At 56.1% G+C, this 21,532-nt stretch carries 22 protein-coding genes; 4 read left to right on the top strand and 18 right to left on the bottom strand.

The features are described from left to right. Positions 1-44: 44 nt before the first annotated feature. Positions 45-1,124: an L-threonylcarbamoyladenylate synthase gene (locus IT084_RS00750; protein ID WP_195710225.1), complete on the bottom strand. Its 1,080-nt coding sequence runs from the start codon at positions 1,122-1,124 to the stop codon at positions 45-47. A 263-nt stretch (positions 1,125-1,387) separates the two neighbouring features. Here IT084_RS00750 and IT084_RS00745 point away from each other — a divergent pair, with 263 nt between their 5' ends. The 4 genes from IT084_RS00745 to IT084_RS00730 all read left to right on the top strand — a co-directional run bounded on the left by IT084_RS00745 (position 1,388) and on the right by IT084_RS00730 (position 4,699). Next, entirely contained in the window at positions 1,388-1,996 is a 609-nt protein-coding gene (locus tag IT084_RS00745) for an accessory gene regulator ArgB-like protein (RefSeq protein ID WP_195710223.1), read from the top strand. Between the two features lie 94 nt (positions 1,997-2,090). Next, complete coding sequence (locus tag IT084_RS00740) at positions 2,091-2,210, top strand: cyclic lactone autoinducer peptide (protein WP_195710221.1); 120 nt, start codon at positions 2,091-2,093, stop codon at positions 2,208-2,210. Next, entirely contained in the window at positions 2,207-2,686 is a 480-nt protein-coding gene (locus IT084_RS00735; protein WP_195710218.1) for a hypothetical protein, read from the top strand. Before IT084_RS00740 ends, IT084_RS00735 begins: the two co-directional genes overlap by 4 nt. A 69-nt stretch (positions 2,687-2,755) precedes the next feature. Beyond that, positions 2,756-4,699, top strand: coding sequence for an ATP-binding protein (locus tag IT084_RS00730; protein ID WP_195710216.1), 1,944 nt, complete (start codon positions 2,756-2,758; stop codon positions 4,697-4,699). Between the two features lie 141 nt (positions 4,700-4,840). On the opposite strand, the gene prmC is transcribed toward IT084_RS00730, so the two are convergent. The 17 genes from prmC to argS all read right to left on the bottom strand — a co-directional run bounded on the left by prmC (position 4,841) and on the right by argS (position 21,443). Next, positions 4,841-5,725, bottom strand: coding sequence for a peptide chain release factor N(5)-glutamine methyltransferase (gene prmC, locus IT084_RS00725; protein ID WP_313885399.1), 885 nt, complete (start codon positions 5,723-5,725; stop codon positions 4,841-4,843). 2 nt (positions 5,726-5,727) lie between these two features. Continuing rightward, positions 5,728-6,795 carry a peptide chain release factor 1 gene (gene prfA / locus IT084_RS00720; RefSeq protein ID WP_195710214.1) on the bottom strand — a complete coding sequence of 356 codons (1,068 nt, stop codon included), beginning with the start codon at positions 6,793-6,795 and terminating at the stop codon, positions 5,728-5,730. After that, positions 6,785-7,672, bottom strand: coding sequence for a DUF1385 domain-containing protein (locus tag IT084_RS00715; RefSeq protein WP_195710212.1), 888 nt, complete (start codon positions 7,670-7,672; stop codon positions 6,785-6,787). Before IT084_RS00715 ends, prfA begins: the two co-directional genes overlap by 11 nt. Before the next feature lie 64 nt (positions 7,673-7,736). After that, positions 7,737-7,937 carry a 50S ribosomal protein L31 gene (rpmE, locus tag IT084_RS00710; RefSeq protein WP_195710210.1) on the bottom strand — a complete coding sequence of 67 codons (201 nt, stop codon included), beginning with the start codon at positions 7,935-7,937 and terminating at the stop codon, positions 7,737-7,739. A 240-nt stretch (positions 7,938-8,177) separates the two neighbouring features. Next, on the bottom strand, positions 8,178-9,428 hold the full coding sequence (locus IT084_RS00705) for a radical SAM protein (protein ID WP_195710208.1): 1,251 nt from the start codon (positions 9,426-9,428) through the stop codon (positions 8,178-8,180). Positions 9,429-9,735: 307 nt separating this feature from the next. After that, the gene (locus tag IT084_RS00700; protein WP_195710206.1) at positions 9,736-10,641 is read right to left on the bottom strand and encodes a peptidoglycan DD-metalloendopeptidase family protein; all 906 of its coding nucleotides are present in this window, start codon (positions 10,639-10,641) and stop codon (positions 9,736-9,738) included. A 374-nt stretch (positions 10,642-11,015) separates the two neighbouring features. Further along, positions 11,016-12,308, bottom strand: coding sequence for a transcription termination factor Rho (rho, locus tag IT084_RS00695; RefSeq protein ID WP_195710204.1), 1,293 nt, complete (start codon positions 12,306-12,308; stop codon positions 11,016-11,018). A gap of 64 nt (positions 12,309-12,372) precedes the next feature. Beyond that, positions 12,373-12,834 carry a DUF2062 domain-containing protein gene (locus IT084_RS00690; protein WP_195710201.1) on the bottom strand — a complete coding sequence of 154 codons (462 nt, stop codon included), beginning with the start codon at positions 12,832-12,834 and terminating at the stop codon, positions 12,373-12,375. Between the two features lie 12 nt (positions 12,835-12,846). Beyond that, positions 12,847-13,494: a fructose-6-phosphate aldolase gene (fsa, locus tag IT084_RS00685; RefSeq protein ID WP_195710782.1), complete on the bottom strand. Its 648-nt coding sequence runs from the start codon at positions 13,492-13,494 to the stop codon at positions 12,847-12,849. A gap of 228 nt (positions 13,495-13,722) precedes the next feature. Continuing rightward, on the bottom strand, positions 13,723-14,577 hold the full coding sequence (locus IT084_RS00680; RefSeq protein WP_195710199.1) for a class II fructose-1,6-bisphosphate aldolase: 855 nt from the start codon (positions 14,575-14,577) through the stop codon (positions 13,723-13,725). A gap of 75 nt (positions 14,578-14,652) precedes the next feature. Continuing rightward, positions 14,653-15,336: a hypothetical protein gene (locus IT084_RS00675; RefSeq protein ID WP_195710197.1), complete on the bottom strand. Its 684-nt coding sequence runs from the start codon at positions 15,334-15,336 to the stop codon at positions 14,653-14,655. Between the two features lie 87 nt (positions 15,337-15,423). After that, the gene (locus tag IT084_RS00670; RefSeq protein WP_195710195.1) at positions 15,424-15,825 is read right to left on the bottom strand and encodes a response regulator; all 402 of its coding nucleotides are present in this window, start codon (positions 15,823-15,825) and stop codon (positions 15,424-15,426) included. A 90-nt stretch (positions 15,826-15,915) separates the two neighbouring features. Then, positions 15,916-16,596 carry a Yip1 family protein gene (locus IT084_RS00665; RefSeq protein WP_195710193.1) on the bottom strand — a complete coding sequence of 227 codons (681 nt, stop codon included), beginning with the start codon at positions 16,594-16,596 and terminating at the stop codon, positions 15,916-15,918. A 16-nt stretch (positions 16,597-16,612) separates the two neighbouring features. Further along, positions 16,613-17,527: a signal peptide peptidase SppA gene (sppA, locus tag IT084_RS00660; RefSeq protein ID WP_207744352.1), complete on the bottom strand. Its 915-nt coding sequence runs from the start codon at positions 17,525-17,527 to the stop codon at positions 16,613-16,615. A 291-nt stretch (positions 17,528-17,818) separates the two neighbouring features. After that, a complete protein-coding gene (locus tag IT084_RS00655; RefSeq protein WP_195710191.1) occupies positions 17,819-19,447 on the bottom strand; it encodes a CTP synthase in 1,629 nt (542 codons plus the stop codon). Positions 19,448-19,564: 117 nt separating this feature from the next. After that, complete coding sequence (locus IT084_RS00650) at positions 19,565-19,729, bottom strand: XapX domain-containing protein (RefSeq protein ID WP_195710189.1); 165 nt, start codon at positions 19,727-19,729, stop codon at positions 19,565-19,567. A 10-nt stretch (positions 19,730-19,739) separates the two neighbouring features. After that, positions 19,740-21,443: an arginine--tRNA ligase gene (gene argS, locus IT084_RS00645; protein ID WP_195710188.1), complete on the bottom strand. Its 1,704-nt coding sequence runs from the start codon at positions 21,441-21,443 to the stop codon at positions 19,740-19,742. Positions 21,444-21,532 lie beyond the last annotated feature (89 nt).

The following is a 21,532-nucleotide window of genomic DNA, read 5'->3' as shown; positions in this document are numbered from 1 at the left end:
CCCCGAGTCACATTTTTGTTTATGTCTATGCGCAAGCTCTGGGGCTATGACGGGCCAGCTATGATATTCCCTCCCGCGGCCCGCCGCAGCCTGTTCATCACCGCCAGGCCGACCCCATCTTCGGAAATACCCTCGGCCAGAATCACATCAACCTCCATCCGGTCAAACCGCCGCAGCGATTCGTACAGCGCCGCGGCCACGCTTTCAGGATCGGACCGCCTGCCGGCCACAACCACGGGATATCCCTCGCGGGCGTAAATCTGCGCCGTTTCCTCGCAGGCCAGGATACCCACCTTTCGCCCCTCTCCGGCCAGCCGCCCGGCCTCCGCCAGGATGCGCGCGGCCATGGACTCTTTACCGCAGCCTTCGAAAAGCAGCAGCGGCGCGCGGGGCGCGTAATGCGTATATTTCATGCCGGGAGAACGGGGCTTGCCCCCGGGCGCCTGGCCGTCAACCGAGGGGTCCAGTTCCACCGGCCCCAGCACCGCCTCCAGTTCCCGCCTGGTAACCCCACCCGGGCGCAAAATAACCGGGTTCCGCCCGGTTAGATCCAGCACGGTGGATTCCACGCCCAGACCGGAAGGGCCGCCGTCCAGCACCAGGTCAATTCGCCCGGCCAGGTCGTCCATCACGTGGCCGGCCGTGGTTGGGCTGGGGCGTCCCGAGATGTTGGCGCTGGGAGCGGCCACCGGTACGCCCGCCGCCCGGATCAGGGCCAGGGCCACCGGGTGACCGGGCACCCGCACTGCCACTGTTTCGAGACCACCGGTAACCACCGCGGGAAATTTATTCCTGTTTTCAATCACCAGGGTAAGCGGCCCGGGCCAGAAACGCTCCGCCAGCTTCGACACCGCCGGCGGAATTCTTTCAACATAATTTGCCAGTGCCTCCGGGCCTTCAATATGTACGATCAGCGGGTTGTCGCCGGGCCGGCCCTTGGCCCTGAAAATACCCGTCACCGCCCGGGGGTCAAGGGCGTTGGCCCCCAGGCCGTAAACCGTTTCGGTGGGGAAAGCCACCAGCCCGCCCTGGCGCAATACCGCCCCGGCCTCCCGGATTACAGAGGGATTCGGGTGTTTCGGATCCACCACCAGGCGCTGCGTGGAGCCATTATCCCGTTCCATCTTTTACCACGCTCCCTGTTCTCTGGAGTAGTATACCACAAAGGATTCCAGGATAAAAGGAACCGGCCGGACCTTTGGTATTTCGAAAATATTTAGAATTTGCAGTCGAATCATGACATAATATATCGTTATTTGTAGGAAAAATTTTTCAATTTTAGGCAGGTTTATGCATTTTTTTGTGGAACATTGTTCCATATATAGTAATTTAGCATAAACCCTGTCATAGACAAATCAAGCTTCTTGCCGGTGGAAGGTGGTATCTCATGGACTCGATAATCAAAAGGCTGTCCCGGTACCTGGCCAGGGAAGGCAATTTTGCCCAAATCGCCGGTAACAACGGAGAGGTTTTTACTTACGCTCTCACATTGCTGGCTGTCAACATGACCGCCCTTGGGGCAATCGCGCTACTGGCCTGGCTGCTGGACACGTTGAAGGCCACCATCTTTATCTGCCTGGCTTTTTACTCCCTGCGCATTTTCACCGGAGGCCGTCACCAGTCCGGACCGGTCAAATGCTGGCTGCTGACGGTATTCATTTTGACAACCCTGGGTTACCTGGCAACAACCCTGGCGCCCCGGGCAGCTCATTACATGAACCTGATTACCGCCCTGGGCCTTGTATTTGCGCTTTTTGCAGCCATCACCCGGGCTCCGGTCACCATCGCCAGCAAAAAATTCACAACGGAAAAGCGCCGGAAACTAAAAATGGCTGCAGTGGCGGTAATTATTTTCTGGGCCACCCTGGTGTTGATACCGGCTTCGACAATAATCACGGCCGACCCGGTCATCGTGCTGGCAATTATAACCGGGCTGGTGACACAATCAATTTCCATCCTGCCCCCGGGTTCCCGGGATCGGGGCTGTAACGAATAAATATAACGTATTTACGCCACCGGTAGGGCACACAACGAAAAACCGGTAGATTTCCCGCGTAAAATTAAGTATAATCTGGAAAGGGGGGATGGACATGAAAAAAGTACTGCTGATTGCAACCGCCACAGCGCTGCTCTGGATTGCTCAAATCGGCGCCGCCTCGGCTTGTTTTGGGGGGTGGTACGAGCCCGAAGTTCCGGAGAGATTTAGATGAGCCAATTATCGGACCTACTGGTTTTCTTAATCACCATCGGCATTCCGGAATGCATTAGTATGGCAATGGTATTAGTGGCGGCATTAAGATTGGAATTTCGGTGGAAGAAAATCCTCCAGATAAGTATTATCCTATCTTTAATTATATTCATTGTCAGACTGACAGTCGTTAAGGCTATAATTACGCCGGGAATTCATTCAGCGATAGCAGTTTTGACCTTGGCCCTGCTGGTGGCGTATTTTTATCAAACTTCAAAACTGTTGTCCCTTACCACCAGCATCATTGTTATGTTCCTACTCGGTACGTTAGAGACTTTTACTTTCAAGTTGTCCGAAACAATTTTTCAACATGACTTACACGACTTGGTTCAAAACAAGTTGATTTGGATCTTCACCAACTGGTTACATATTATTCTTTTAGCCGTTATTGCCTTTTTAATCACCCGAACAAACTGGTACAGGCGCGGAAGAACATGAAACTAGTTCCCATATATGAAGGGCGCGGCTTAATGCCGTGCCTTTGATCGAATACGAGAGGTTTGACACATGAAACTGGATTCGGGCTTGAACCGCATCAAAGAATGCTACCTGTTCGCTCATCTGACCTACTGCATTTTATCCGTCTCCTGCCTGGCAGAATTGCTTAGAACATCACAATTATCTTTTAACGAATATTACTATCATTTGTTATGGGTTGTCTACCTGCTGATCATCATCGCATTGATCCCGGCCCAGCACAAAATCATCACCAAAACCTTTTACCGTGACCATCGCCACCTGCACCTGTACAAGCTGCTTTATACCGCGGCAATCTGCATCATCTACACTCCCATCATCACCAGTATCCTTGCCGGAAAAAGCCTGAGCATTTTGGTAATCGTTCCGGTGATTTTAAACTCGATCATTTGCGGCACCGTTTACGGACTGGTCACGTCGCTGGTGGTTTTACTGGTGGCCTTACTGGTATGCATCAACCATTTCGGGTTTTCAAACCAGCTGTTGACCGAGTATCTCCTGACCCTGGCCCTGATGGCCACCACCGCCTGGTTTACCGGCCAGTCTTTCGAATATATCAAAAACCTGTTCTACCAGCTGGTGGAAAGCGATAAAAACCAGAAAAGCATTCTGGACAACCTGGGTGTGGCCACCCTGCACGTGGACGGCTCCGGTTACATCATTCACGCCAACAAGCGGTTCCGTGACCTTTTCGGATACCAACCGGAAGAACAGGCAATGCTCAACGACATCATAGAGCGGCACCTGCCGTTTTTGAAACCCGCCGCGACCGGCAAGGGCAAGCTGCTTATAAGCTGTAGTCCCGTGTTTGGACAGGCCGTCGACGGCCGGGGCAAGTCGATGCCGGTGCAATGCGTAATTCATCAGGTAAGCACCGGAATGGGCAATGATAACGGCCTGGTTTTATGTATTAACGATCTTTCCCTTTCGGAAAAACTGGAGGAAGAAAGAGCCCGGACAAATTATTTTATCGACTTCATCAATTCAGGGGTCATCCTCGCCGACGGTTCGGGCAAAATCATTGAGCTGAACCGGCAGGCCGAGGCATTGCTGCACCTGGACAAACAAAGCGTATTGAACGAGAACCTGCAGTGCCTGCTGGGCCGGCTGGCGGGCAAAAAACCGGATCAGCAGGCAACCTCCAGTTATGAAGTGGAAATGGCGGGCCGGACCCTGCTGTTCAACCGCGCCGAACTGCGTACTCGCAGCGGTAAAATAGTGGGCATGGCATGCATTGTCAACGATATCACCGACACAAAAGAAATGGAACGAAAATTACAGCGTTCCGCCACACTGTCGGCCATAGGGGAACTGGCAGCCGGCACCGCTCATGAAATCAGGAACCCGCTGACCTCCATCAGGGGCTTCCTGCAGTTGATGAAAGAAAAAAAAGATGCCCCCATCAGGGACTTTGACGGCTATTTCGACATTATCCTGGCCGAAGCTGACCGGATCAACGCCATCATCACCGAATTTTTAAAGCTGGCCAAACAGGAAAAGGTGGAATTGCGCCCGGTTAACCTCAATGACATTATCAATTTCATCTGGGGACTGCTCAACAGCGAAGCGCTGCTCCGCGAAATTCACCTGGTCCGTAAGCTGGATCCCGAAGCGCCTCCCATCATGGGCAACATCGACATGCTGAAGCAAGTGGTGATAAACCTGGTCAACAACGCGCTGCAGGCCACCGGGCGGGGGGGTGTCGTGAAGGTGGTCACCAGGCGGAAAGAAAACGGCGTGCTGTTAACCGTGGAGGATAACGGCGCCGGAATAGAAGAGTCGATTTTACCCCGGATTTTTGATCCCTTTTTTACCACCCGGGACGAGGGAACGGGGCTGGGCCTGGCCATTACCAATAAAATACTGGGCGAGCACAATGCTTCTATAAATGTAACCAGTAAACCCGGTCGGGGAACAACTTTTTATATCACCTTCCCCCTGGCCGAAAAGGCCGAAAATACAGATACGCATTAATTTTAAACAATTTTGATTTAACTGCAAAAACACCACAATGGAAAGTTGCAAGCGTCAGCGAAATCAATTTTAAAAAACCGATGGGAATGGAAGCGGAACGGGGAATATAAAAATTAATATAAACAAAAGGGGACGGCTGCTTTACAATACAGGCTTACCGTCCCCCTTTTTTTGAGCAACAATAAGGCGGGGGCGGCCCGCCAGGTCCGGGAGCGCCGTTGACCGCCAGCGGGGCGGAGGCACCAACTCCAGGGCGCGCTCCTTCTGATCCGGGGCGATTTCCACCAGCAGGTGCCCGCCCGGGGCCAGAAGTTCCCCGGCCCCGGGCACCAGGCGGCGATAAAGTTCAAGGCCGCCGGGACCGCCGTCCAGGGCCAGAGCCGGCTCGTAATAGCGCACGTCCCGGGGCAAACCCGCCATTTCCGCGCTGGGGATGTACGGCAGGTTCGCGGCCACCACCGCCACGGAACCGGGTGGCAGCACGCCTTGCAGGGGGGACAGCAGGTCTCCCCGGTAAAAGCGCACCGGCGCGCCGTGCCTGCCGGCATTGGCGCGGGCAATTTCCAGCGCCTCCGGCGAAATGTCGGTGGCGTATACTTCGGCACCCGGCGCCAGGCGCGCCAGGCTGACGGCCACCGCGCCGCTGCCCGTGCCCACGTCCACGGCAACCCTCCGGCCGGGGGGACACCCGGCCAGCATGGCCAGGGCGTATTCCACCATCAACTCGGTTTCGGGGCGGGGAATTAAAACATGAGGCCCGACTATAAAGTCAAGCCCCATAAATTCCTTGTGCCCCGTCAGGTAAGCCACGGGCTCGCCCCGGGCACGGCGTTCCACCAGATCCCGGTACACCCGGGCCTCTTTTGCATCCAGCCGGTGTTGGGATTCCCGGAACAGGTAGACCCGGTCCCGGCCCAGCGCGTGGGCCAGCAGCACCTCGGCATCCAGCCGGGGCGAAGTTGAACCGGCTTCCCGCAACCATTTTTGCGCCCGGGCCAGCGCCTCCCCGATAGTCAGGGCATGCACGGTTATTCCACCTGCTGCAGCCGTTCCGCCTGGTCGGTGGTAATCAGGCTGTCGATGATTTCCTGCAGGTTCCCCATGAGCACTTCCTGCAGCCGGTGCAGGGTCAGGCCGATGCGGTGGTCGGTCACCCGGTTCTGGGGGAAATTGTAGGTACGAATCCGCTCGCTGCGGTCGCCGGTCCCCACCTGGGATTTACGGGCACTGGCCATTTTCTGCTGCTGTTCCTGCTGGGCCTGGTCCAGCAGGCGGGCGCGCAGCACCCGCATGGCCTTTTCCTTGTTTTTATGCTGGGACTTTTCATCCTGGCAGGATACCACTATTCCCGTGGGAATGTGGGTGATACGCACCGCCGACTGGGTGGTGTTCACCGACTGCCCGCCCGGCCCGGTGGAGCAGAACACATCAATTCTCAAGTCGTTGGGGTTGATATCAACGTCGACCTCTTCGGCCTCGGGCAGCACCGCCACCGTGGCGGCGGAGGTGTGAATCCGCCCGCCCGATTCGGTGGTGGGCACCCGCTGCACCCGGTGCACGCCGCTTTCAAATTTGAGCTGGCTGTAAGCCCCCCTGCCCTCGATGAGAAAGATGATTTCCTTGATGCCGCCCAGGTCCGTGTAATGGGAATCCATAATCTCCGTACGCCAGCCTTTCAACTCGGCAAACCTGGTATACATGCGAAACAGATCGGCGGCAAACAGTGCCGCTTCCTCCCCGCCGGTACCGGCGCGTATTTCCATGATTACGTTCTTGTCGTCGTTGGGGTCCCTGGGCAAAAGCAACACTTTTAACTGTTGTTCCAGGGCCGCTTTTTTCTCCCGCAGTTCTTCCTCTTCCATTTCCGCCAGCTCGAGCATTTCGGGGTCCAGTTTATCCTTCAGCAACAGCCTGACGTCGTCCAGCTCCGACACCACCCGCTTGTAATCACGGTAAACCGTGACCACGTCGCTGAGATCGGCATGGGCTTTTACGTATTGCTTCCATTTATTCTGATCTTCCATCACCTTGGGATCGGCGATCAGTTCACTCAATTCATCGTACTTTTTTTCCAGATTCTCCAGTTTATCTAACACTGACCTCACCTCTATCTTCCCTGAGTACCGCTTTCAGGGCGGTTAGGGCCACCTCTACCATTTGATCGTCGGGTTCACCGGTGGTCAACCGCTGGACCCACTTGCCGGGCGCGGCAAACAGGCGGAAAAAAAGATTATTTTCGTAGCGGGCCGAGGCTTTGAGCAATTCATAGGAAATGCCGGCCACGACGGGCAGCAGCAAAATCCGGGACAGGATGCGCCACCACAACACCTGTTCACCCAGCATGGCAAAAACAAAAATGCTGACCACCAGCACGATAAGTAAAAAGCTGGTGCCGCAACGCGGGTGATAGGTGGGGTAACGCTGGATCCGGTCCACCGTGAGCTCTTCACCGGCCTCGTAAGCGTTGATTACTTTGTGCTCGGCGCCGTGATACCGGAAAACCCGCTTAATGTCGTTCATCCGGGCAATGGCCGCCACGTAGGCCAGGAACACCCCGATGCGGATCACGCCCTCCACCAGATTTTGCAGCACGCTGCCCGGCACCCAGCGGGTGAGCATGTGGGTGGCCCCGGTGGGTACAACCACGAACAGCACGATGGCCAGGGCAAAGGCGATGATCATGGTAATGGCGATGTCCCGGGTGGTCAATTCCTCATCTTCTTCTTCAACAGCCTGGCCGGCGGAAAATGAGAGCGCCTGCAGGCCCATTACAAGGGACTCGAACAGCACCACCACGCCCCGCACCATGGGCCACTTCAGCGGCCGGACGCGGGAAGTGATCGACGACACTGGTTTTTCGTCGATGACAATGGTATTGTCCGGGCGGCGCACCGCCACGGCGCGGCTGTCCGGCCCCCGCATCATCACGCCCTCAATGACGGCCTGGCCCCCGTAATTAAATTCCGGGCGCATAAAAAATCACCCTTTGCTTTCTAAAATAAAATAAAAGCAGAGCACCCGCCCTGCTCTAAGCAGCTTATTTCAAGCCGTATTTTTTGCGGAATTTCTCCGCCCGGCCGCCTGTTTCCACAGTCCGCTGGGAACCGGTGTAAAACGGATGGCACTTGGAGCAAATTTCCACCTTGATTTCCTTCTTGGTGGAACCGGTCACGAAAGTTTCACCGCAAACGCAGGTAACCCTGGCTTCGCCATACTTGGGATGAATTTTTTCCTTCAACGGAACTCACCTCTTTCCAAAACATGATGTTTATCGGCAAAACAGCTGGTTAAACCGTGTTTTCCCTGATTAGACACTTATCAATTATAGCATAACCACGTAATTCAAGCAAGAATTATCGGTTAAGGCCAGTGTGATTTCGCTGCAAAAAAACCGTACTTGTATCTGGCGATCCGATGGTTTCTTTCGCGTACTTCGCAATTTTCTTCGTAGTGGTTAAAGATGTTTCGAGAAAATTCATCACTTTTTTGTCACCGGCCGGGAGAAATTACCCACCTCCAAACCGGGGATGTTTTTCAGTACTTCGATAAGGTGGAGAATTCCGAAGATTTCTCCTTCAGCAGAAACCCGGCGCCAGAAGTAGTCCGGATCGATGTTCAGGTTGCGCAGTTGGACCTTGTTGACGTCGTTTTCCCGGATAAAATGCACCAGGGATTCAATTTCCCGCTCCCGGTCGTTCAACCCCGGCAGCACCAGTAAATTCAGGGATACGTACACGCCGCGGGACCGGGCGGTTCTGATGGAACGGGCCACGTCAGCCAGGGTGTAATCCCGCGGCCGGTAATAAGCATTATACACTTCTTCCCGGGCACTGATCAGGCTGACCCGGATGGAATCAAGGCCCGCTTCGCAAATTTGCTCCACTCCCCGGGTGTACCCGGCGTTGCTGTTCATGTTGATGGTGCCGTGGCCGGTTTGCCTGCGGACCTCACCAATTACCGCCGCTACATCGCTCGCCGCCAGGGAAGGTTCACCCTCGCAGCCCTGCCCGAAGCTGATAATCCCCTCCGGGGCGTGCAGCAGGTGGTGCAGGGCCACTTCCACCGCATCTTCCCGGGAAGGCCGGAAGGTCAGCCGGGACTGGGGGGAGGGGCAGCATTCCGCCGGCTGCAATGAAATGCAGCCCAGACACCGGGCGTTGCAGGCGGGCGATACCGGCAGGCCGCCTTCCCAGCGGGTGTAAAAGATGTTCTGGGCGGTAAAGCAACTGTATTCCAGGGCGCAGCGGGCCAGTTGCCCCAGCACCCGGTTGCCGGGGGCCGCCGCCAGCCGGTCCTCCACCAGCCGCGGTAAATCCCGGGTGTTGTAGTGGGCGGGATCCCAGCGGTCCGGGTCGTCGGTGCGGGCGGCGGCAACGTATATCTTACCGGACCGCCAGGCCACCGCCGCGTAACCCAGCAGGGGGAGCGGCTTGTCCTCCCGCCGGCGGTAACCGGGCAGCAGGGTGCGGGTGTAACCCTGGGGCAGCAACGCGCCCACGGCCCGGGCCGGCCCGCCACCGCCGGGGGCTTTTTCCAAGAGCTTGAACTGGCCGTTTTTATTTATCCCCACGGGGGTGCTGCCCGGCAATAGCACCAGGGAGGCGCCGGGCGGTAACTCTATCACGTCATCTTCCAGTATTTCCACCAGCCGGTCCCCCGTGCGCCCGGTGGCGGCCAGCCCGTGGTCGAACATTTGGCCCTGTTCGTCGGCGTATAATAGTCGATACATTCGCAAATCCCCTTAAACCCGGATTACCAAAATCATCATTTGCCCGCAGTTAAGCTCCAGTATTCCGGCTTTTATTTTAACACTATCCAGCGGGCACATTCCACTAATAACTTGTTGCTGGCATCTCGTACCTGTCGAATTTCACCCTAAAAAAACAGGACAGGCCTGTTTGGAAAAACAGCCTGTCCCTTTACCCCGTCCCGGCGGGCGGCAGGGCAACCCCGTTAAGCAGAGTAAACCATGAGCTTATTTTGGGGTGTATTTAGATATTATTGCCACACTGTCATAGATAGCAGATTTAACCCCTTTATGCGTAGGTACGTTTCAGGCAGATCATGGGGTCGAAGGGTACACCGTTCAAGCGCACTTCCAGGTGCAGGTGCGGTCCGGTGGAACGCCCGGTACTGCCGACCCTGGCGATGGGCTGGCCCGCCAGCACCTTCTGGCCTTCCCGCACCAGCAGGGTGGAGTTGTGGGCGTAAAGTGTTTGCAAACCGCTGCCATGGTCGATGATTACGGTGTTACCGTAATCGCCCCGCGGCCCGCAGAATACCACCCGGCCTCCCTTCACCGCGCGAACTACCTGCCCGTGGTCCGCCGCAATATCAAGCCCATGGTGCATTTCACCGTCCCGCATGCCGAAAGGTGAGCTGATCCAGCCCACCACGGGCCAGCGCAACTGGTTCAGAGGCAGCGCCCGGGACACCCCGGCACTGCCCCCGCCCTGCCCGGCCGGGATCGTCAAGCTCTGTCCCGCCAGCAGGTGATCCGGGTCACGCAGGCCGTTCATGGCGGCCAACTCTTCCTCGTCCACACCGAAGCGGCCGGCAATGCTGCCGAGAGTCTCACCCTTTTGCACCACGTATGGGAAAGTGGTGCCCGGCAGCATCAGCACCTGCCCCTTGATGATGTGGTCAAGATCGCGCAGGTTGTTCATTTCCGCCAGTTGTTTTACATCGACGTTGTGCCTGAGGGCAATTGCACCAAGGGTATCTCCTTCGCGCACAATATAAATCCCGGGCGTCGCCGCCACCCGGACATTCTTTTCTCCCGTCGGCGATTCCGGCCCGGCAAAGTAAGGGGCATCGGGCCGGATAAGCTCGTCCAGCCTGGCCTGGGCCGGCTGGGGAGCCGCCAGTATGCAGCCGGCGATCAAAAAGGCTGTCCCGAAAGTAAAGATTCTTAAAATATCTTTTTTAAGCCAGTTAAACATGGTTCTACCTCTCCTGACAGTTTTATCTAAAAACATGCCATCATAGAGTATATCCCGCCACCGGCTTATTTATACCTGGTTGTTCCTCCAAAAACCCCATTTGGCAGGGCTCCGTGCCAATTGAAGGTTTGAGCGAGCGCGGGGATGCGCGCCAAAAATTAAAAGACGGGAAAGCCCTTATTCCCGTCCCTAAAACACAACCGGTACCTTTTACTCCTGCCGGCACCGCGCCGGCGGCCGGCGGTAGCTTGCAACTAACGCCAGCAACTTACCGCCCAACTACTTCTCCATCGTCCCAAGGGGCTGTGGCTATAGTGGAATGTTGCGCATCGACACCGACCACCGGCGACCGACCACCAACCACCAACCACCAATCAAGTCAGGTTTGCGCCCGGCTGGAGTCCCTGGTTTCCGTTGCTCCGGCGCATGGTCCGGAAAGCCCGCACCAGCTCGGCATTGGACCTGGTTTTTTTCAGCCGCTCGGTAATGTACTCCAGCGCCTCCGCCGCCGACAGGCCCGCGGTGGCCTTGCGGAAGTACCAGTTTAGCTCCAGTTCATCCTTGGTCAACAACAGGTCCTCGCGCCTGGTACCCGAGCGCAGCACGTCAATGGCCGGGAAGATGCGCCGTTCCGCCAGCTTGCGGTCAAGGATCAGCTCCATGTTGCCCGTGCCTTTGAATTCCTCGAAAATCACGTCGTCCATCCGGCTGCCCGTTTCCACCAGCGCGGTGGCCAGGATGGTCAACGAACCGCCTTCCTCCAGTTTACGCGCCGCCCCGAAAAACCGCTTGGGCTTGTGTAGTGATGACGGGTCCACGCCCCCGCTCAATGTGCGCCCGCTGGGGGGAACCACCAGGTTATGCGCTCTGGCCAGGCGGGTAATGCTATCCAGCAAAATCACCACGTCACGGCCGTGTTCCACCAGCCGCTTGGCCCGTTCCAGCACCAGGTCCGCCACCCGCACGTGGTTTTCCGGCGGCTCGTCAAACGTGGAACTGATCACGTCACCCTGCACCGAACGCTCCATGTCGGTAACTTCTTCGGGACGCTCATCTATAAGCAGCACGATCAGGCTGATTTCCGGGTGATTTGTGGTAATGCTGTTGGCAATCGCCTTCAAAAGCACGGTTTTTCCCGCCTTGGGCGGAGAAACAATCAATCCCCGCTGGCCTTTGCCGATGGGAGCTATCAAATCGATGATCCGGGTGGAAAGCTTATCTCTCTCGGTTTCCAGGATAATCCGCTCATGGGGATATAGTGGGGTAAGTCCAGCAAAGTGCAGTCTTTTGGCGGCTTCCTCGGGGTCGGCTCCGTTGACCTGTTCCACGCGCAACAGCGCGGAATAACGTTCGTTATCCTTGGGGCCCCGTACCTGCCCGGCAACCAGGTCCCCTGTTCGCAGGTCAAATCGCCTGATCTGGGAAGAGGAAACATAAATATCGTCATAGCTGGGTAAAAAGTGGGACGGTCGTAGAAAACCATATCCGTCCGGAAGTATTTCCAGCACGCCGCTGGAATACTGCAACCCGCTTTTTTCCATTTGCGCCCTGATTATTTCCGCTACCAGTTCCTTCTTGCGCAACCGGGAATACCCGGTAAGTTCCAGTTCCTTGGCCATGGCGTAAAGCTCGGCCAGGGTTTTACTTTCAAGCTCGGCGTAATTCAACGGCATCCCCCCTTCAAGGAAAAAATTTTTTACCGGTACTTAAAATAGTCCAGATGTCCATTTTTCAGATGATACCCTTCCTTTTTTGCCTCAGGATCAGGATCCTGCGCACGATAAAAAACAGCATCAACCCGGTCAGAAAAGAATTAATTGCCGCGCCGGCCAGAAAAGGGTAACCTAGCCGGGTCAAATAGTTCAACCAGTCCGACGGTGTGAAACCGTCCATTTTCATCACCTTTTCCATCTTGTCAAATTCATCGAAGCCCAGCACCAGGCTCCCCGTGGCTACATTTAAAACATAGAAAAAAGGCACGGCCCACTTGAAAAACGCCGCCGTCAACGCCGCGGCCACGCCGTTGCCTCCAGCCAACCGCGCCGCCAGGTAGGCGATAGGGATACTGATAAGCGGAATGGGCAAAAAGTCCATAGCAACACCCAGTGCGGCGCCGCGGGCAATTTTTATGGGCGCGTCGGGAATGTCCATGACCTTGGTGTAATACTGCTTGAGGCGCCCTATAATTTTCAACGGGTTTTCCTCCTAACCTTTGGGTACTGTGGCCCAGTCCGCCAGGAATTTTTCAATCCCCAGGTCGGTCAAGGGATGCTTGAGCATCTGCATCAACACCTTATAAGGCACGGTGGCAATATCCGCACCGGCCAGCGCCGATTGGGTCACATGCAGGGGATGCCTGATACTGGCGGAAATAATTTTCGTTTCCAGGCCATGCAATTCAAAAATCTGCACAATTTCTTCAATCAACGCTATGCCGTCATGGCCGGTATCATCAAGACGGCCTACAAAGGGGCTCACGTAAGTCGCCCCGGCCAGGGCCGCCAGCAGGGCCTGGTTGGCCGAAAACACCAGCGTCACATTGGTCTTAATGCCCTTTGGGGACAGCGCGCTTACGGCTTTCAGGCCGTCCGCCGTCATGGGTATCTTGACCACCACGTTGGGGTGAATGGACGCCAGTTCAACGGCCTCTGCGATCATGGGGCCGGCTTCGGTGCTCACCGCCTCGGCACTCACCGGGCCGTCGATAATGGAGGTGATTTCCCTCACCACCTCAACAAAATTCCGGCCCTCCTTTGCGATTAGGGACGGGTTCGTGGTAACGCCGCTGATTACTCCCAGTTCAGCGGCAGCCCTGATTTCCCCAACATTGGCAGAATCAATGAACAGCTTAATGAGAAACACCCCCGGAAATAGTGGTTGGCTTGAATAGTGGTTGGTGGTTGGTGGTTGGTGGTTTGCCATGGCGGTTTGAAAACCTGTAACCGGCATCAAAGCCGGCTTAACTAAAATTTGCCCTTTAATTATATTACAGGTAATGGAAAAAGTCCAGCATATAACAACGCCTGCAACGCCTGGTCTAACTAACCACCATCCACCCACCACCAACCACTTATAACCAAATCAGGCTTTGCCCGAACTGCCGAACAACCTGATTTTTTCCCTGATCAATTCCACAGCCGCTTCCCGCGCGGGGCCCAGTATTTTACGTGGATCGATTTCGTCGGGATAGGCGGCGATAATTTCACGGCAGCGGTCTACAAAGGCCTCGCGGATATTGGTATCAATGTTAACCTTGCGCACACCCAGGCGGATGGCCTCCCGGATGGCGTCGCCGGGCACTCCGGAAGAACCATGCAGTACAATTGGTATGTTGACAAGGGAGCGGATTTTTTCCAACCGCGCAAAATCAAGTTTCGGCTCGCCCTTATACCGGCCGTGCGCGGTGCCGATGGCCACGGCCAGCGCGTCGACCCCGGTTTCCCGCACAAATACCCGGGCTTCCTCGGGATCGGTAAAGAAGGCGTCGGCTTCGTTGACGTGAATGTCGTCCTCGGTGCCGCCGATTTTGCCCAATTCAGCCTCAACGGATACCCCCACCGGCCTGGCGGCGGCCACCACCTGCTTGGTCAGAGCGATATTATCTTCCAGGGAATGCTTGGAACCGTCAATCATGACGGATGAAAACCCGGCCCGGATGCATTGCATCACCTGCTCAAAGCTGGTACCGTGGTCCAGGTGGAGGGCCACCGGGACGTTGACCAGTGAAGCGGCGGTTTTGGCCATGGCGGTGATGTACTCAATGCCCGCGTATTTAATGGCGCCCTGGCTGGCCTGCATGATCACCGGCGCCCTTTCCGCCTCGGCGGCGGCGGCAATGGCTTGAACAATTTCCATGTTGTTGCAATTGAAAGCGCCCACGGCGTAGCCTCCGGCATCGGCCGCCTTAAGCAAATCGCTGACTGGAACCAAACCCATCACTGATGCCTCCTCAACAAACGGGTATATTTTATCGCAAAATTATTATACACCCCGTAAGGGGTGTTTATCATGCTATTTTCGCCTGCGGCTGTTTTTTTTGCCCGTTTTGCCGGTATTGGCCACGCTGTCCAGACACTTGAAACCGTTACGGGTTAGTTCTATGGTGTCTATTTCCCGGATGATCATTAAATCATCTTCAGTTTCCGCGTAGATAATGTTGACACTGTCGCAATCCTTGCAGTGCAGTTCCAGGCGATCGGGGAAAACATCCACATCAACGTCCCGGTTGCCGCACTGGCAGTACAGCGCTCCCTGTTCGGCAATGTCATGCAGGCAGTTCAACACTTCATACATTATACCGGCGTTGTGAAAGAATTCATCTTCCTTTTCAAACTCACCGGCCAGCGCATCCATACTTTCCTCGTACGCCGCGGCAAGGGCCATGACATCTTCTTCCGGGCCCAGGTACCCCAGTTCCAAACCGGTCTCCTGGCAAAACAAGTAATTAACCTCGCCGGACCACAACATTTCGGCGCTGAGGGTACGCACGTGCCTGGCCTCGCAAACAACACAAGGCACCTGCAGCAGGTAATCCTTGCGGTTCCTGGTGGTAACGAAAAGTTTCACAAAGCCGCACGTGCAAGTTATCTCAACACGTTTCCGGCCGCTGAAATCAAAGCGGGAAAGTTTATGAAAATCAAGTTTTCCGCATTCAGGGCAACGCATACCAAGTAGCGTATCAGTTACTATAATCATGGCAATCCCCCTGCCGCTAATATTACTGATACCCATTAATTCTACACCTTCACAACCAAATCCTCTTTCGGGTTTTATTTACGGGCCTTAACCCAACTGCAGCGCGCTTTCCCGCAACCCGGTTTCAAGAATGCCTTTGACCAATGCGCGTAACTCGTTCAAGTCAAACGGCTTGCTGATTTGATGTTTGACTCCTTTGTTGTGGGCTTCTTCCATTATCTCAAGTTCACCGTAAGCAGTCATCATTACCACCGGGACATTACGATCGATCTTTCTTATTTCATTTAAAGTTTCCAGACCGTTCATTCCCGGCATTTTAACATCCAGCAAAATCACCCCGTATTTTTTCTGTTTGACTTTTCGGATTGCTTCCGCACCGTTGGAGGCCTGTTCGACCAGATAGCCATCATCCAGCAAAGCTTCGTAGATCAGCCTGCGCACACCTGCCTTGTCATCGACTACCAGTATATCATATGTTTTGCCAGGCATACCTTACCCCCTCTGCAAGAAGCCTTTCACATTTGTGTTCGACGGAAGGGGTAAAATCCCTTTTAATTGTCATGCAATACAACTTATTTTTTAAAAAATTTTAAAATATGGATCTACAGGGAGAGTTGACACCGCAGACCCAACAATGATCATCGCCAGTACCATTATCGTCACTACAGCCAGGGCTGGCGAAAATACGGTCAGCACGGCCCTGCCCGTACTGAAGCGGTGCACCTCCCGCACGCCGGTAATCAACAGAACCGTGCTCCAGACAAACACTCCCAACCCCAGCAGGCTGGCAATTAATGTACGGGTAAAACCCGCGGCAAGATAAAATAGTAATATATTCACGGGGATCATGAACACCGCGGGCAGGCCGGCCACTCCGTAAACGGCAAAAACTTTCCGGGCACTGCCTTTGCCGCCGAAAATTTCGGCCACCAGGTGCAATAAGCCGGCCATGACAAACCATTTCATGATGCCCAGCACAAAGCCGCCCGCCGCCACGAGCGGCGCCATATGACGCACAAAATCAACCCCCATCATGCCGGGTACGTGCATCTCCCGGAAATACTGGGGGGTGATAAACAACCCCATTAATGATTCCAGCAGGTGAAGCGAAATATAAATAACCACGGCCGCTCCAACGGGAGGGTTATGGGCAATTCCGGCAAATGTGCGGGCGGGGTCGAATAAAACCCCGTAAATAATGTCGAGAATGCCGTTTTTCACCGGCCCCACATTATGGATAATGTCCCTCTGCCCTTCCAACATCATCCCCCCTTCGTTAGTCCGCCGCCGGTCTGTAAATCAACCAGGCGGGGGCGTGGAATGCCGGTAATTCCAGCTTAACGCTGCTCAGCGTCTCCCACCAACCGCGCCTGGGAGCCAGTTCGACAACTTCCGGTTCACCCCGGATTCCAGCCAGAACGGCCGCCGCCCTGATGGCATCGTAATAATTGCCCAGGTCATCCACAAGGCCGTATTCCAAAGCCTGTTGGCCGGTGAAAACGCGCCCGTCGGCCAGTTTCCGCACCTGGCCGGGATCCATGCCCCGGCCGCTGGATACCGTGGCGATAAACTGCTCGTACATTTCATCCACCATATCCTGAAAAATCTTTTGTTCTTCCGCGGTAATGTCCCGGGCGGGAGAACCCATGTCTTTATGCTCTCCGCTCTTAAACACCCTGGAATCCACCCCCAGTTTTTCGTAAAGCCCCTGCAGGTTCTGCGTCTCCATGATTACGCCGATACTTCCGGTAATGGTGCCGGGGCTGGCCACAATCCTGTCGCACTGCGAAGCGATCCAGTAACCGCCGGAAGCCGCCACGTCACCCATGGAGGCCACCACTTTCTTACCCGCCTTGCGCAAGCGGGACACCTCGAGGGCTATTTCCTGGGAGGCCGCCGTCGTGCCGCCGGGAGTATTGAGTCGCAGCACCACCACTTTGATGGACGGGTCCCCGGCCGCCCGGCGCAGTTGTTCCATCACGCTTTCCGAGCCGGCCACGGTGCCGAACAGGCTGCTGGAACCGGGCCCGCCGACAATCATACCGTTAATGCGAATTACCCCCACCGCGTCACCGGTGGCTCCAGCGCCGTAGTAATCGACGCCCCTGCCCCCGAAAACGGCCGCGGCCAGCAGGGAAAGCGCCACCATCCCGATGATTACACCGGCTACAACCTTGCGTTTCAAAATCATCACACAACCTTCCTTAATGGTCGCCAGTTGTCAGTGGCCGGTCGCCGGAGCAACCAACCACGACCCGAGTTGCCTTCATTTATTCAACATACATACCTTTCCTAAAGAAAAAGCCTTGGATTGTAACCAAAGCTGACATTTTGGTTGCCGGTCGTCGGTGGTCGGTCGTCGGATTAAACAAATCCGTGCCCCGATACTGTTCGTTTTTATCCATGTTGTCTGGCTTTCATTATGTAATGAATTTTTATCAACATTATACCATAAAGGTTTACTATGAAAGGTCCAATATCATTAACCGGTAGTCTTTTTTACCGGCGACCGACGACCATTCAGCGCTGCCCCGATGAAGTCCCGGAACAGCGGGTGAGGCCTGTATGGTCGCGATTTAAATTCAGGGTGGAACTGGGTGGCCACAAACCACGGGTGGTCCTTTAATTCAATTATTTCAACCAGGTACCGGTCGGGCAGGGTGCCGCTCAGCACAAGGCCGGCATCTACCAGCGCCTCGCGGTACTTGTTGTTGAACTCATACCGGTGACGGTGCCGCTCGTAAATAATTTCTTCTCCGTACGCCCGGTACGCCAGCGTGCCCGGAACCAGCCGGCAGGGGTAACGTCCCAGCCGCATGGTGCCTCCCATTTTATCCAGTTCCTTTTGCTCGGGCAGCAGGTCAATTACCGGGTAGGGTGTATCCGGGTTAAATTCGGTGCTGTTGGCCGGCGTCCAGCCCAGCACGTTTCTGGCGTACTCCACCACCGCCAGTTGCATGCCCAGGCACAGTCCCAGCAGGGGCACCTTGTTTTCCCGGGCAAAGCGAATGGCGTTGATCTTGCCCTCAATGCCCCGGTCCCCGAAACCGCCGGGCACCACGATACCGTCCAAGCCGGAAAGTAATTCTTCCGGGCGCTTCACTTCCAGCTCCTCGGCGTTGATCCAGCGGATCTCCACCGCGGCGCCGTGATAAAGCCCGGCGTGGCGCAGCGCCTCGGCCACGCTGATATACGCGTCGGGCAGGGCGACATATTTGCCCACCAGGCCAATGGTGGTCCGGCGGTATAAGTTTTTCATTCTATCTACCATAGCACGCCACTCGGTGAGGTCCGGCGCGTTGGGACACCGCAGGCCCAGCCGCCGGACGGCCAGGTCTCCCAGGCCTTCTTCTTCCATCATCAACGGCACCTCGTAAATATGCGAAGCATCCACGGCCTGCACCACGGCGTCCCGGTCGGTGTCGCAAAACAGAGCCAGTTTCTCCACCATTTCCCTGGACAGCGGTTTTTCAGTGCGACATACCAGCACGTCAGGCTGGATGCCGATGCTGCGCAGTTCCTTCACGCTGTGCTGGGTGGGCTTGGTTTTCAGCTCGTTGGCCACTCGCAGGTAAGGCACCAGGGTAACGTGGATGTACATCACGTTGTCCCGGCCCAGGTCGCTTTTCAACTGGCGAATGGCTTCCAGAAACGGCAGGGATTCGATATCGCCCACGGTGCCGCCGATTTCGCAAATCACCACATCGGGATCATGCTCCCGGGCGATCCGCAGCACCCGCTCCTTGATTTCGTTGGTGATATGGGGGATAACCTGCACGGTGGCCCCCAGGTAATCGCCCCGCCGCTCCTTGCTGATCACCGACCAGTAGATACCGCCGGTGGTGACGTTGCTGCTCTTACCCAGGTCGACGTCGATAAACCGCTCGTAATGCCCCAAATCCAGGTCGGTCTCCGCGCCGTCCTCGGTGACGAACACTTCACCGTGCTGGTAGGGACTCATGGTGCCCGGGTCAATGTTAATGTACGGGTCCAGTTTTTGAATTGCAACTTTAAGCCCGCGGCTTTTCAGCAGCCGGCCCAGGGAGGCGGCGGTAATCCCCTTGCCCAGGGATGATACAACACCTCCGGTCACAAAAATAAACTTGGCCATGGTGCTCCTCCTGTTGTCCTTTTCTCACATAATACCTTAAATATTCTATCACGCTGCAAGAACATGTCAATAATGAGCACCGAATGTCGGGCGCCCGGTGTTAAAAAATTAAGTCATTTAATCCCAGCCGAACAGGCGGGTGGCCGCCCAGTAGCCGAGGAACAGCCCCACGATGCCCATAACCCCGGCCAGCGTCGGCGGCGCGGGAACGGGCAATTTAAACCGGGCAAAAATGAGGCCGATAACGAATCCGGCCAGTGTGGTCAAAATAATATCACGCATATTGATCCCCTCACATTTTTTCGGGCGCGCTGACGCCCAGAAGCCCAAGGGCGTTGCGCAGCACCACCCGGGTGGCGTCCACCAGGAGCAGCCGGGCGTTGCTCAACTCCAGGTCATCGGTGATCACCCTGTGCACATTATAAAAGCTGTGCAGCAGGCCGGCCACCTCATGCACGTAACGGGCGATCCGGTGCGGGGCCAGCTGCCGGGCCGCCAGGGTCACTTCCTCGGGGAAATCGGCCAGGCGGCGGGCCAAGGCCAGTTCAGCCTCCTCCTGCAAAAGCTCCAGGTTCACCCCGCCCGGGTCGGGCAGTTGCCTCCCTTGCTCCGCCAGCTGCCGGAAAATGCTGCAAATACGGGCATGGGCGTACTGTACGTAATAAACCGGGTTTTCATTGGACTGTTTCCTGGCCAGGTCCATATCAAATTCCAGGTGGCTGTCGGCGCTGCGCAACACAAAGAAATACCGCGCGGCGTCACGCCCCACTTCTTCCACAAGTTCCTCCAGGGTGACGAACTGGCCGGTGCGCTTGGACATGCGCACCAGTTCCCCGCCCTGGAACAGCCTGACCAGTTGCATCAGCACCACGTGCAGCTTGTCCGGGTCATAGCCCAGGGCCTCCATGGCCCCCTTCATCCTGGGCACGTGGCCGTGGTGGTCGGCACCCCAGATGTTGATGACCCAGTCGAAGCCCCGCTCGAATTTATCCATGTGATAGGCGATGTCGGCGGCAAAATAAGTGGGAACGCCGTTTTTACGCACCAGCACCTCGTCTTTTTCCACGCCGAAAGCGCCGGCCTTGAACCAGAGGGCGCCCTCGTGTTCATAAGCATGGCCCCGTTCCCGCAAACGGCTGATGGCTTCGGCCACTTTGCCGCTGTCATGCAGGGACTGCTCGGAAAACCAGACGTCATAGCGCACACCGAAATCCGCCAGGCTCTGTTTAATCGCCCCGATTTTTTCCGCCAGGGCGAACTTCACAAGGGCATCCAGCCTGGTCCGCCGGTCCGCTTCCAGTAAACCGCCGCCGTGCTGATCGATAAACCGGCGCACCGTATCAATGATGTCCTTGCCGTGATATCCCCCTTCGGGCACCTCGGCCTCCCGGCCCAGCAGTTGAAAATAACGGGCCTCCAGGGTCAGGGCGAAGTTTTCGATTTGATTGCCGGCATCGTTGATATAATACTCCCTGGTGACCTGCCAGCCCGCAAAATCCAGGATGGAGGCGATGCTGTCCCCCAGCGCGGCGCCCCGGGCGTTGCCCATGTGCAGCAGGCCGGTGGGGTTGGCGCTGACAAACTCCACCTGTACCTTCCGACCCCTGCCCAGCCGCACCCGCCCGTAATCGGACCGCTGCCGCACCGCCAGGGGCACCGCTTCCAGCACCCAGCGAGGGTCGAGGTAAAAATTAATGAACCCGGGACCGGCTATTTCCACCCGCTCCAGCCAGCGGACGGAGCGGGGCAGGTTTTCCAGCAGGACTTCGGCGATTTTCCGCGGGGCCATCCGGGCCTGTTTCGGCAGCAACATGGCCAGGTTGGTGGCAAAATCCCCGTGCTCCCGCTCCCGGGGCACCTCCACCACGAAGCCGGGCAATTCCACCGGCGGCAGCCCGCCGGCCTCCACGGCTCCCTTAACGGCATCCACCAAGGCGTGTTTCAGCCCCTCGCGCATTTGCTCCACTACACCACTCGAATTGTTTGTACCATTCATGATAGTCGTAACGGCCTCCTTTTGGTGCCAGGTGTTGAAAGGTTGAAAGTTTTGCGAAACACTGGTAAAATTAGGTTAACTGTTCCATT

Source organism: Desulfallas sp. Bu1-1, from assembly GCF_015594625.1.
In the GTDB taxonomy this organism is placed as follows: domain Bacteria; phylum Bacillota; class Desulfotomaculia; order Desulfotomaculales; family Desulfallaceae; genus JADNRQ01.
The sequence above is the reverse complement of the archived record's forward strand: the minus strand, read 5'-3'. Positions and strand labels throughout refer to the sequence as shown.